Here is a 12,402-nt window from a genome sequence, read left to right as displayed (position 1 = left end):
AGCTACACCTCCAGCAAGTATTAGCCGTTGGAGTATTCGCCTTGTCAAAATTAAACGTTTTTAGGAGACTGACTGCCATGAGTCGTTGGATCTTAGGCGGCGGACTATCTGTATCTGTCGTGTCACTTGCTTTGTATGCGATGACAGTAGGGATTCCAGTTCAGAAGAGTGGAATCCCAAACGAGATGGAAACTATCTATGCCAATATGTTGAAACAGGCAGAATCTTTAGCGAGTCGCGATCGCTTTGCTCAAGCTCTTCAGGAGGTTCAAGGCATTCCTCGGAACAGCCGCCATTTTTTTCAAGCCCAACAATTTCAGGAAAGTTGGTCAAAAGAAGTTTTACAACAAGCGTTAGAACAATACCGCCAAGGCAAACTTGATCAAGCCGTAGCTTCGCTCAAACCCATCCCGTCGGGCGCAAGCATCACCTCACAAGCCCAAGCATTTCGTACCGCTTGGACGCAGGAAGCCAGATTTCTGAATCAAGCTCTTTCTGCGGCTGCTAACCGGGATTGGTCAAATGCACTGCGATCGCTCGAAGCGTTGCGTGGAACCGGAACTTACACTACACCACGAGTCCAAACACTACTTGAACAAGCGATCGCAAATGCGTTTGATCCCTCTGTCACAACGATTCGCCTCGCTACTGCACCGCATAATCAATCCGCTCCATATACGCAATCCATTCCGCCTCTGACACAATTTACGCCACCTAGATTAACGCCCCTGGCAGTCGATACCGAAGCAGCGATCGCACAGTCTGAACCTCGAACAGCGGATACAACTGTTGCGACAAACCCACCTGCCGCACTTAATCGAACGGCTCCTGTTCCGGTTACGCCCGTTCTTCCTGTTCCTTCTCCACCACCAGCCCCTTCAACAGTCGCCCGTTCTGAACTCACTCAAACGCCAGTAGCAACACCTCAAGAGACAGTACCTCAAGCGCTCGCAACTTCCCCTCAAACTCAGTCATCCTCGACTGCATTACCGCCACCCGCTAGTACACAGCAAAACCCTGAAGCAGCCGTTCAAAGCAAAGTGACTCAAAGAGAACAAATCGCAGTGCCTCAATCTCAACCGCGATTAATTCCCCCACAATCAGAAACCACTCAAACCGATATAAGAGGAGTCGTTCAGCCTTCCCAGCAAATCCCACGAACCGTTTTGCCTCAGCTTCCATCCGTCCCTACGAGAGAATCATCACCGCCATCCGCGATCGATAATCAACCCTCTCAGGTCGAGACCGCTCCTTCTGAACCTTTGAGTACAGATTTAGTTGCTGAATTACCTCCAGCAGAGCGAACTTTGATGCTCAAGCCGCTAGATACTCAAACCTTGCAGAAAGTAACCGAGGTTCTGCAAGCTAATACGGAATCTTCTCAGTCAGGGCAGAGAAATGCGATTTCGACGCGGTAAGTTAAGCAGTGCGATCGCATCTCCTCTTACAAGCAGCGCACCATTCAATTCAAGAGCTAAACCTGTGAGCGAGTGTCTTCAATTCCGCTACATTCAACTGATCCTAGTTGTTCTGGCTTGCTTTGGAGTGGTCACCTGGATAAGCAGAGCCGAAGCTCGTCCAATCAGCAGGACAAGAGTTCAATCAATTGTTTATCCCACTCCTGTTACCCGTTCCGTACCAAGAGTTCAGGCGATCCAGTATGGCAGTGTAATTCCTGGAGTATTAGCACCAGGAGGATTTCAATTTCGAGGACGATTCTTCGATGCCTATCGTTTTCGAGGAATTCGAGGCGACTACGTTCGGGTGAGCATCGTTGGATCAGCAGATTCTCGCTCCATAAACTCGCTCAAGCTCAAACCTGCTTTTGTGCTATTGGATGCAAATAACAACGTGATTGGCGAAGGGAAACAATCCGCAGAAGCCATTAATATTCGACTTCAAACCAAGTTGTCAGCAACAGGAATTTATACGATCGTGGTCACAAGCCGCCAGCCAGGAGATATTGGACGCTACAGTTTGGCACTTCAGCGACCCTACAAGACAATCTATCAAGCAGAACCCCATCCGTCTCAGCAAAATAAATCTTGGTGAAACTCTCCCACACTTTTTTCACCAAACTATAAATCTGCGGCTGAAGCCGTTATCCTATCACTTTATAGATGTTGGTGTTGATGCCCCGCTTTTTCAGGACAGTATCCGGACGTATAGAATTTTAGTGTACAGCACTAAAATCCAAGAGATTGTCGCATGGATCGAGTAGAGCAATACCGAAACATTGTTAAACAAGTTCTTCAGCACTATTACGATCTGTATCAGCGAATGCAAGATGCAGAGACAGCACTGTTATGTGATCCTGTAACTGATCAGTATCAGGTGATTCAGACTGGGTGGGATGCTCAACAGCGAAGGATTTACACAACACTGCATCTTTCGTTGAAAAATGGAAAAATTTACATTCACAGCGACCCGACGGAAGAGGGGATCGCAAACGTTCTGATTGAGGAAGGTATCCCTAAAACTGATATTGTCTTGGAGTACCAAGCCCCAACCCTGAGAAAGTATTCGGAGTTTGCTCAGGCTTAGGAGGCAAAGCAGGACGCTCCTGAGAAGTGCGATCGCAACAAAACCTACCCGTTAGATAATGCCTCGCTTTTCAGGAAGTCTAGTTCAGTTGGTTTTGCCATAAGTAGCAAGGCGAAAAGAGCCTTGATCTGAGCAGGAGATGCAAGGTGTTGCCATACCTTCGCCCAGTTCACAGGTTCTAGCCAACTCAGAAAGATTTCGTGAAGTATCTCCAGAACTTGGATTGGCGTTTGACTGTCAGCTAATGCCTGTTGTGTCACTGGAATTAGCATCTCTAGCGGAGTCGTTTCCTCCGAGGAATCTTCATGATGAGTGCGATCGATCGGATCTAATAGCGTTTGTAATAATTTTCGGAATTGGCGACTGATGTAACCTTGGCTCACTCCAACTCGCCCCGCGATCGCGGCTTGAGTTGGTTTCTGATCGATTGATTGCAGGTATTCAACCGCCTGCTGGATTGCCACAGTCAGCCGTTCTGTTCTAGTTGCAGCTTCTAGCGTGACCTCTGAAGCTTTAAGGGGTTCAGCCGCTAAATCAATTGGGAAATTCGTGATCAGAATGACTTGCAACTGTTCAGTGGGTCGTCGCTGCGATCGCAGTCGTCCAATTTCCTGAATCAGTTCAGCTTGAATCGTTTGGTATAACCAAGCCTGAAATCCAGGAGTTGCCTCGGTCGCAATGTCACCTGTCGAAACCGAATACTCTGCCAGCATCTCTGTCAAATTGGGACAAGGTGCGCCCACAATAATCAGAGTATTAGTTTGCAAGAAAGTATTCACCCCACGACTATCTCGCCAATGTGCGCCATCCGCATCGAATTTTTTGAAGTCAATGACTTTTGTGGTGGGATCAATCGATCGGTAGTGATCCACCAATGCAGCTAAACGCCGCTCCTGCTGTTTGCCGCGCTGCATTCCCATTCGTCCCAAATCTGTGATGTGAAATAATTTCAAATTCTTGGAAATTTTAGTCTTCTCACGACACACAAAAATCTGATCTGATGGACAGTTCAACTTTTGAGCAAGTTCTTCTGGAGTTAGCGTAGCATCCAGAAATAATGTCGCTTTGGCAGCCGCTACGATCGAGCGATGGCGAGGATCAGGAAGGGTCATCGTGAGCGACTGACGATGGAAGGAAAGATAGCCGCCAGGAATTTTGCCTTGTAGAATCAGCACGAAGTCTGAAAACCACTGTTTTAGAACCTGCTGTTGAGCTTGTTCGGCTTTGGTGTGATCGCTCTCAAGAAACTGCTTGCGTAAGTTTCTGGGCAAATCTTGTAGGTCAGCACCATACTGAGCCGTTGTATTGAGAAAGCTTAGCGTTGGCTGAAGGGCTTGCTCCAGAAGCATCGGAGCGAGGGGTGGCACTTGTGTAAATTTGGAAATGACTTCATCATGCGTCAAACCGAATTTGCGATCGGATGCTCCAGAAAACAAATCTAGAAGCGCAATAAGAAGCGGAGATAAGACTTCCAAAAGTTGAGGACAATGTTTCAGCAAGTGTGCGAGTAGAGCTTCAACATCGCTAATTGTGACCTGAATTTTCTGTGAAACCTTAAAGCTATGTCCAGGTTCATCCCAGGCTAGTAAAACGGTAGTGTAGTCGTAGTCGATCGCAGGTGCAAGACTATCAGGGTGAGATCGCACTTTGGGCGAGGATAGAGCAATCCGGCGCTGGTTGAGAAATCCATAGCCATTGCCTTGAGCGTGAGTACAGCTTTCTTTTAATGGGCAAGTGCCGCAAATTAAAGCGGCTGTATCTGCACCATGAACATTCTTCGATCTCAGCACATTAATCAATTGATTACGGTTACAGTTGGGCGCGACTGTATACGCTACTCCAGCGGCAGCACGTTGCAGTCTTTCACTTCCATCTGGCTGAGTTTTCGTCACAAGTCCGCCATGCCGCGCCTCTAAGTCAATCCAGCCATTCTGAAGCTGAAGTGTTTCGGTTGTGGGATTGCGGTGGTCATTCGATAAATAGAAAACCTGCCGTACTCCAAACTCTTCAGGAGAAAGTTGTCCAGTGCTGTAAGACTTCCCGCTTCCTGTTCCACTTTGATCCAGAATATACCGATACCCTTGATGAACTGCTTGCTGCCAGACTTGTTTGCGATCGCACGACTCATATTCCACGATCGCAGTCACTTGCAGTGCAGGAGTGGGTTGAAAACCACGAGCAGGCTTTGGTTTCGGAGTGAGGCGACGAAGCAGATGCTTGAGTTCTTGAATTAGGAGATTTTCTTGTTCAGCCGCGATCGCTTCAAAGGCTTCAACACTGATCAATTGAGCCTTGTTAAAGCCTACGGAGTCAAGTTCATCAATATCACAAGCTGCTTTCGTGACTTGTTCCCACCAGCGAATTTGAACGGTATAGCCCCAACCCTGAAGGAGTTCCCAGGTTAAGCGATATTCACGCAGGACATCACGATTTTGAACCGCGCCCGCATCTGCGTTCAGCACAACCGTTTGAGTATTAAGTTCAGTCGCAGCTTGATCAAGAAACTGCCTGAATAACTGTGGACTTCTTGCCCACTGCCCGCCAGCGGCTCCAATAAATAACAAGCCAAACCGTTGTGCAGCAATTAAGGGTTTAAGAAAGCCTTCGGCTAAGTTAATTTCAGAACTTTGGACAGTTTCTTTCGCTCGGTAAACTCCGATCGGTACTTCTCCATTGGGCAGGTTGATGCCTGCACCCCCGATTTTCTTAGAACTGATCCAGAAATATTTGCCATTGTCGGGTTTGATTTGTGCGCCGAGAATTCTGCCATTAATATCAGGAATCGCGATCGCCATCCCTCGATATCGCCGCAAGTGCCCACGAGAAGTCACACCTGGTAACTCAGCAGTAATGCCGGAAATCTGAGCGTCAGCAGCCCAAGTCCATAAAAGTCCTTGCTGATGTGCCCATTCGATTTGCTCCGGCGCTAAACCACGCTTGACCAAGGCTTGCTGATGTCGAGTTGCTAGATATCCAGAACTTTGACAAATTCTGCGGAATTGTCGATCGCGCTCCTCAGTGCTCAAGGTTTGCTTGGGTTGAGATCGCTCAACTTGTCGCGGTTCACGCTGGAACGTTGCAGAATTTGCCGAATCTTCAACCCACATCGAAAATCCGATCGCGTCTTCTCCAATAAATCGGAACCCCATCGGAGTCGCGTTGAGATCTCGACAGTGAATAATGTGCGTTGCCGTATTCTCACGACAGTCTTTGCGATCGCCCTGACAGATCGGGCAATCGCCTTTGAGAGAACGAAAGGATCGGCTCATAGCATCTGCCCTCCTGTGAGGGTTGGACACCAAAGCGCGATCGAGGGAACGGTGAGCGATTGAATGCAATCACTCACGCAAACCTCACCCTGTAGATCGACAGGGATCAATAAATTAAATTGCATGAGTTGCCTCTACTTCGTAGGCGCGAAGTAGGGAGCGTGACAGTGGCAACTTGCCCGCAAACTTGATACGATGATCGTCAAATGGCGGAATTAGGCGTTCCGTCATCCAGTTCGGGGTAAGGGTTTCGGACACATTTAGATAGATCCAGCGACCAAACTTGAGCTATCTAGACGTGCTGCTCCTCTACTCCGGCGCAATGTACACACACGAACCCAAAGCCAAATTGATTGCCCCGTCACATCAGGCATTCAGTCAGCTTTTGCTTGCCCATTTCTCCGAGAAACGGGCGATCGAGATTTCGGGAACTTCGCTGTTGCCAGAGGAAATTAGGCTCTCCGACGATCGGCGGTTCTAAATTACAAAAATTTCGTACCCAGGCTTGGCACGACAAAGCGTTCTGTGGCATAATTTTTCTCATGAAAAAGGAGCGCAATTTTGAATTGCGTTTTCTAGAAACCGTGTTGATAGCACGGATTTATAAGTCGAGAACCATTTTTTGTGGGGTGATCCTTGGCAGAGGATTGCCCCTCTCGCTTTTTGAAGCGAATGGTTAGGCAGTTTTGAGAATAGGAAGATTGGTTGGAATTAGGGGACTGGGGCGTTCCTCCTCTGGGTGAAAGATCGATTGAATGGATTTCGCTTTACGACGACCGCGTACCGGAACCACTTTCAGGGTTAGTAAGCGATCAACGGTCGGTAAGCTGAGTGCCTGACAGATCTTCTCGATCGAACTGAGTTCAAATCGATTCATCGAGTCAAAGTCATTCACCCAGTTTGAAATGGTGTTCGCGTGCATCCGCGTGTCCATCTCTAATCGATATTGACTTTTACCTTGCTGCTTCAGGATTTCTGACACATGACCGATGAGCAGAACCGAATCCGGTCGCATCTCAACGAATTCGTCTGGAGTCTCTGGAGCAGTATCAAAGTCAATCAGTTGTCCCACCCGCGTCAGCCCAAATAAGCGGCAGCAATCGAGGAGTGCTTCCCGACCGAGCCGTTTCGTGTGCCCGTAGTACAGTTTGATTAACTGATCTCGGTTCAACGAGGACTCCGGTAGTTTCTGCTTAATGATGTCATAGAGCGCGTCAGGATCGTTGATCCCGTAATGCTCCATCACTTTTGGCAGTTTACTAACCAGCATTTTGGTGTCCTTCGACAGATGGTTCGCCCTTTAAAATTACACCTCGAACAAATTACTGTCAACGCCTAAACGCTCGAAAGATCAGCTATATCGACATTTTTGTAAAAAGTAGGTGGGGGTAATCTTCCATTTAGCTAGGAAATACCTGATCAAATAGGTATAGGTATAGCTGAAAAGAACCTGAAATGACAAATTGATAGGCGGGCAGCTTTGCTGTGCCGAAGGCAACGAGCCATATACTTACTAATCTGGAATTTTCCAAACTTTGGAAAGTACGAAAATTTCGCCTCTCTGAATTTTCCAAAGTTTGGAAAATTGGGGAATTGAAGGGAGTTGAAGAGGATTTACGCTGATCTTACTTCAGGTCATGCGTTCTGGTACATCTAACCCTCAGAATTTTGATGAGCCGTGGCAGAATTAAGAAGCTATCGCTATTGGGGCATAATCAGATGAATAATGCTGATCTGAGAGCCAAGGTCTAGCAAGAGATCGAACAGATTTCTGATGATAAGCTCGTCGAACTGTATCATCTTGTGCAGAGCTTTCGACAGTCCGCAGAACCTACAATCGCTTGTACCATATCCTTCGCAGGTTGTTGGAGTGACCTCTCCGACGAGGCTTACAATAAGTTTCTGATTTAGGTGATTGCTTTAGTCCAGCCTTCTCCAAATCTAGATTCACGTACTTTTTGCCGTACTTAATTGGAAGTGTCTCGTTTGATTAGGCAACGCTATTTCCAAATTCCTGCTTAATGCAGCGGTCTGCCAAAATAAAATCTGAAAAATAACTATGTAAGCCTGTTCTTCAGGTTCAAGGACTCGATACGTTCTATTACAGCAGCAAATAACTTACAGTCCTGTTCAAGTTGACGTGTAAATCCTTCTGTGTTTTCCAGCAAAACTGATGCAATTTCACTAGTACTTGTAGCTCTATATGCTTCAAATAATTGTCTTGCATCATTGAGACTATCTTGCATAGCTTTAGTCTCTTTAAGATAGCCATAGCAAATAGCAGTAAAAATTGAAGATACGCAGGCTTTCTTATAATTTATCATTCTCGGATAATCAAGAGGACTTGTAGATTTCGCCCCTCCGATAAAAGCTTCACAAATCTGCTGCCAACGTGTTGTAGAGCTGATTGCGCTCATATACTTAGTTCTAGCGAGTCTAAACATCGTAGCAGCATTTTCAATGTGCATTCTTGCATCACTACCAGTCTGACTCCAAATCAATGATCTTTGCGCTTCTTTAAATTCATCATCTCCAAGTTCTGACAACAAATCTACTATTCCTTTTTCCATAAAAAGCTTTATTTTGTGTTTACTTTCCGCACCGTTTTGAACTGATAACAGAACAGCTTGAAAATTCATAAAATTTCTCGATTACTCTCAATCAAATCTCTGTTTCCAAATGTGAAAGAGACAAGTTTCGTCGCTTAGTCACTCATGCCTTAGTGATGTAGAAAAGTCCTGAAACGGTTGATTTAATGAATGTCTCATGTGAGACAGGAATGACTTGGGCGGGGCAAATTGTGAGATGCTCAAGTTTCCACACCAAAGCAAACTTATGCAATTGCCCCATCTGTATCGTGAACTAAATGACCAATTGAGTCAATGGATTCAACCGCGTGACCAACGGCACTTAGAAGGCGTGTCCGAAGCAGTTGCCGCGATTCTCCAATCCGAAAGTGCCTGCTTAAATCATTGGCTGCCCTACTTGAGCCATCGCGGGTGTACTGCTCGCAGTCACCACGCCCGCTTGAATTACTTACTGATCAATCCGCAGGTCAATGCTGAAACCTTCTACGCCCCGTTATTGAAACAACTGCTCCAAGCCTTTGCTGGGACAGAGTTACTGTTAACGCTCGATACGAGTGTGTTGTGGGATCAGTTCTGTTGGGTAGGAGTCTGTTTCGTCTGGGGTGGGCGCTCGTTCACGTTAGCGCAAACGGTTTTAGAACACGGCAGTGCCAGTGCTGCTTTTACTGCCTATCTTCCCCTCTTGGAACAGGTATTAAACTTGCTGCCCTCTCAGGGTCAGGTAACACTGCTCGCAGACCGGGGCTTTGAGCATGGCGAGTTGATGCGGTGGTGCAATCGACACGCTTGGAACTGGTTGATTCGTGCCAAAAGCAATCTCACCATTACTCTCGCTCCCGGTGTGTCTCAGTCCATTGCTCAATTGTTGCCTCCGGTCGAGCAAGCTTATCTGTTCCCAAACGTGACGATTCTCGAAGACATCCCCTGCCATCTCGCGACTGCTACACTGCCAGGAGTCCAGGAATCTTGGGCTGTCCTCAGTAGTCAACCGCCCTCATTGCAGACCTTTGAGCGCTATGGTCGTCGTTTTGGCGGGATTGAACCGCACATCAAAGACTACAAGTCGGCTGCCTTTGACCTGATTGGGTCGCATCTGCGCGATGCCACAGCACTTACCAATCTGTTCATGCTGCTCGATATCGCCACGCTGATTGCTTTGGTCTTAGGTTTCTTGCTGGTCCGTTGTGGTCAACGCAAACGGCTCGATTCCCATCCAGAGCGAGGCTTGAGTTTTCTGCAACTCGGTTTGCGCTATCTCCAACAACTGCGTCATTTAGGGCAACCGTTGCCCCAATTTGAACCCTTGCCACGTCGCAGTCCACCCGCAGCTTGTGCCTCTCAGAGTAAGCGTGCTCGTTTAAACCATCGCCTTCAATTCTCTAAAGTCACAACCTTCTCATCTTGAGACGACAAAAAGTTTTCTACATCACTAAGCACTCATGCACTAGTATTCCCTATATTCATAAGATCCTCACAACTAAGCCAATTTCCTTGTACACACTTTTCAGTTTTGGTTGAATATTTGACATTTGCATCATTCAAGTAATTTAGTAAAGCTCTCAGCCATTTATTCTGATCGCAACGATCGCCCCTCAGTATGAGAGCGATCGTCAAACTCAATTTTGCGCCGCTTGCTCGGCATTCCCATCAAATAATTGAGCAGTTCTTCGGGTTTCTGATGCTTTGCACCTTGCAGTCGAACTTTCAAGCGAGTTGCCATCTGTTGCTGTTCGTCTGTCGCCGCAACGTGACGAAATGCTATTTTGACCAGCTTTTCGAGTAGCTGAAGAAATTCAATGCTGCTGTAAGAGGACTGTAACTGCTGAGTGGTTGGATCAAAGGTGATAATCGCTCGATTTTGTGCGTCAGACAAAACCACTTGGGTTGTGGTTTCAATCAGTTGAAGTGGAGCTTCGGTAAGCTGACTGAGCAACACTAGACCGCACATTGTTGGAGTGGGATCGATCGTCTTAGCAGGCGAACGAGATGAAGCTGTTGCAGTACTGGCGGTCTGCCGTTTCGAGGAGGTAGGGGGCTTTGATTTTGAACGGTGATTAGCGCTCGGCGCAACTCCGTAGGAAGCACGCCCTCCTGATTTGCTGGAAGTGTCTTGAAAGGACAACTTCGAGGGGGCAGACTCAGAATCAGCAGCGCGATCGAGTGGAGTCAGTGCATCATCTTGATCCTTCAACGCTTGGTGTTCCGGTTGAATATATTCTGCTTTGATTGCTGAAAATTCAGATTCAGACAAAATCTCGATTTGCCAATCGTCTTCACGCAGTTCATTTTGCAAGCAGCCTGGGTAGCTGAAGATAAAAGACTGTGAGGTGGGAAGAAGTTGCTTTAGGCGAAGCTCAATTCCTAGCTCTGGTACGTCCGAAGCATATTCTGGTAAAGGCTGTTTGTTCTTCCTCGCTTCGTTTCGCGATCGACGTTTTTGAGCTTCTTCCTGACGGAATTGCTTAATAGCAGGAACCAGTTCAAACAGAGAGCGATCGGTGTACAGCCCTTCACAGAGAACAATCCTAATTTTTCCAGTCGTGCGATGCTGGAGGCGGATGATTTGATCTCGCTTAAACGGAATTGTCCCGATGTACTGCCGATGCAATTTCTCTCGATCCCACCAATAGAGCTTCACCGAATAATTAGGGCTATTGGCATAGGGAGAGTTGTACTCAAAACAATCATTGCGAAATCGACTTCCATCCTGCGGATTATCTTCAAACTCAGCCGCAAAATTATGCTCGGTGAATACGCGAATGATTCGCTTACGCCCTTCTACACCAAGCCGCTCAGAGAGTTTGAGGATGCTTTTTACCAAGTCATCCAAGGATAATTGCCGACCAAGTTCCACGAACTGCCGCTCTTCTGACCCTAGGAGAGTAAGCAGATCATCAGGTGTAGAATTGCTCGATCGCTTCAACGCCATAGTTGTAATGGTGTGGGTTAAATTTCTGAACTGTTCAACAGTAGCGCGATCACTGAATCTGATTCATCGCTCTAAAGAGTTTTGGCGATCGCAAAAGTGGCTGTGTTCAACAACACCCTATTCCACGCCCTCTTGCAATGCTCAGAATTAGATTCGCGAGAAGCTTAGATTTTTTCATCCTATCAGAAGTTTCGATTTTTGAGATTTCCAAGATACGTCGGCTCTAAAAGCGTTTCCTTGGCACGACCTCCTTCTCGTTCTACTCGATAGGCTTTTGCCGTTGATCGAGAACTAACAATATTCACCAAAGCTCCGTTCACAAAGTGTAATCCAACTCCATCATCCGCAGCATATCCATCTGCTAATTCTCCTGCTGCAATCATTTGGTGATAGACAGGTCTACGATCTCGCTCCCCATCATAATGTGGACAATGGCTGCCCTTGAGAAAGCCAAGGCAGTGTAAAGGCTTGTACATCCCATTTCCGGTGTAATCACTCAAGCCTTCCTCAAACCAGCACATTGACCCTGCACTCAAACCGCAAAGAATGATTCCTTGCTCCCAACCCTCTCTCAAAATTTGATCAATGCCCCAATCTCGCCACAGCGCAACCAAATTCTTTGTATTACCTCCACCCACATAAATAATATCTTGCTGGAGCAAAAAACCGCGAAGATCCAGTGTGGGTGGGTTGAACAGTGAAAGATGACAGGGCTGACAAGCAAACTTGAGAAACGCTGAATAGAATTTAACAATATAGCGATCGCTGTCTCCACTAGCAGTCGGAAGAAAACAGACCTTGGGTTGAGATTTTTTGCTGAGTCCCAAAATGTACTGATCGAGTAAGGGATTTTCTGGCTCCATTGAGAAACCACCTCCCCCGATCGCGACAATATGTGTATCTAGAGTAGAACGAATAGTCACTTTTACTAGCTAACTTATGAGTTGTGCTGACAGTTCACGATTTTACAAGACTGGCGGTTCAGTTTTCTACTCGTTCGACAGATTGGCACGGAGTCGTTCTACTTCTGCGATCGACAACTTAGTCACCCGTGCAACCACCTCCGGTATAA

At 46.9% G+C, this 12,402-nt stretch carries 11 protein-coding genes; 4 read left to right on the top strand and 7 right to left on the bottom strand.

Translation table 11 applies throughout. The annotated features are described in order from the left end of the window. Nucleotides 1-77 precede the first annotated feature (77 nt). The 3 genes from OU814_RS26975 to OU814_RS26965 all read left to right on the top strand — a co-directional run bounded on the left by OU814_RS26975 (nt 78) and on the right by OU814_RS26965 (nt 2,544). On the top strand, nt 78-1,418 hold the full coding sequence (locus tag OU814_RS26975) for a hypothetical protein (protein ID WP_268242691.1): 1,341 nt from the start codon (nt 78-80) through the stop codon (nt 1,416-1,418). A gap of 64 nt (nt 1,419-1,482) precedes the next feature. Then, nucleotides 1,483-2,052: a hypothetical protein gene (locus OU814_RS26970; RefSeq protein ID WP_268242690.1), complete on the top strand. Its 570-nt coding sequence runs from the start codon at nt 1,483-1,485 to the stop codon at nt 2,050-2,052. A gap of 156 nt (nt 2,053-2,208) precedes the next feature. Beyond that, nucleotides 2,209-2,544, top strand: coding sequence for a XisI protein (locus tag OU814_RS26965; protein ID WP_268242689.1), 336 nt, complete (start codon nt 2,209-2,211; stop codon nt 2,542-2,544). 44 nt (nt 2,545-2,588) lie between these two features. Here OU814_RS26965 and OU814_RS26960 read toward each other — a convergent pair whose 3' ends face one another. The 5 genes from OU814_RS26960 to OU814_RS26940 all read right to left on the bottom strand — a co-directional run bounded on the left by OU814_RS26960 (nt 2,589) and on the right by OU814_RS26940 (nt 8,452). After that, on the bottom strand, nt 2,589-5,813 hold the full coding sequence (locus OU814_RS26960) for a hypothetical protein (protein ID WP_268242688.1): 3,225 nt from the start codon (nt 5,811-5,813) through the stop codon (nt 2,589-2,591). Next, nucleotides 5,810-5,938, bottom strand: coding sequence for a hypothetical protein (locus OU814_RS26955; protein ID WP_268242687.1), 129 nt, complete (start codon nt 5,936-5,938; stop codon nt 5,810-5,812). The genes OU814_RS26960 and OU814_RS26955 overlap by 4 nt, the downstream gene beginning before the upstream one ends. A gap of 236 nt (nt 5,939-6,174) precedes the next feature. Continuing rightward, entirely contained in the window at nt 6,175-6,345 is a 171-nt protein-coding gene (locus OU814_RS26950; RefSeq protein ID WP_268242686.1) for a hypothetical protein, read from the bottom strand. 144 nt (nt 6,346-6,489) lie between these two features. Further along, nucleotides 6,490-7,083, bottom strand: coding sequence for a helix-turn-helix domain-containing protein (locus OU814_RS26945; protein ID WP_268242685.1), 594 nt, complete (start codon nt 7,081-7,083; stop codon nt 6,490-6,492). Between the two features lie 787 nt (nt 7,084-7,870). Continuing rightward, complete coding sequence (locus tag OU814_RS26940) at nt 7,871-8,452, bottom strand: hypothetical protein (RefSeq protein WP_268242684.1); 582 nt, start codon at nt 8,450-8,452, stop codon at nt 7,871-7,873. A 196-nt stretch (nt 8,453-8,648) separates the two neighbouring features. Here OU814_RS26940 and OU814_RS26935 point away from each other — a divergent pair, with 196 nt between their 5' ends. Then, nucleotides 8,649-9,806 carry a transposase gene (locus OU814_RS26935; RefSeq protein WP_268242683.1) on the top strand — a complete coding sequence of 386 codons (1,158 nt, stop codon included), beginning with the start codon at nt 8,649-8,651 and terminating at the stop codon, nt 9,804-9,806. A gap of 162 nt (nt 9,807-9,968) precedes the next feature. Here OU814_RS26935 and OU814_RS26930 read toward each other — a convergent pair whose 3' ends face one another. After that, nucleotides 9,969-11,330, bottom strand: coding sequence for a hypothetical protein (locus tag OU814_RS26930; RefSeq protein WP_268242682.1), 1,362 nt, complete (start codon nt 11,328-11,330; stop codon nt 9,969-9,971). A 182-nt stretch (nt 11,331-11,512) separates the two neighbouring features. After that, nucleotides 11,513-12,253 carry a peptidase E gene (locus OU814_RS26925; protein ID WP_268242681.1) on the bottom strand — a complete coding sequence of 247 codons (741 nt, stop codon included), beginning with the start codon at nt 12,251-12,253 and terminating at the stop codon, nt 11,513-11,515. Between the last annotated feature and the right edge of the window lie 149 nt (nt 12,254-12,402).

The organism is Leptolyngbya sp. GGD (genome assembly GCF_026735145.1).
GTDB classification, from domain to species: Bacteria; Cyanobacteriota; Cyanobacteriia; order Leptolyngbyales; family Leptolyngbyaceae; genus Leptolyngbya; species Leptolyngbya boryana.
Note: the sequence above shows the minus strand (reverse complement) of the source record. Positions and strands in the feature narration are given on the sequence as shown.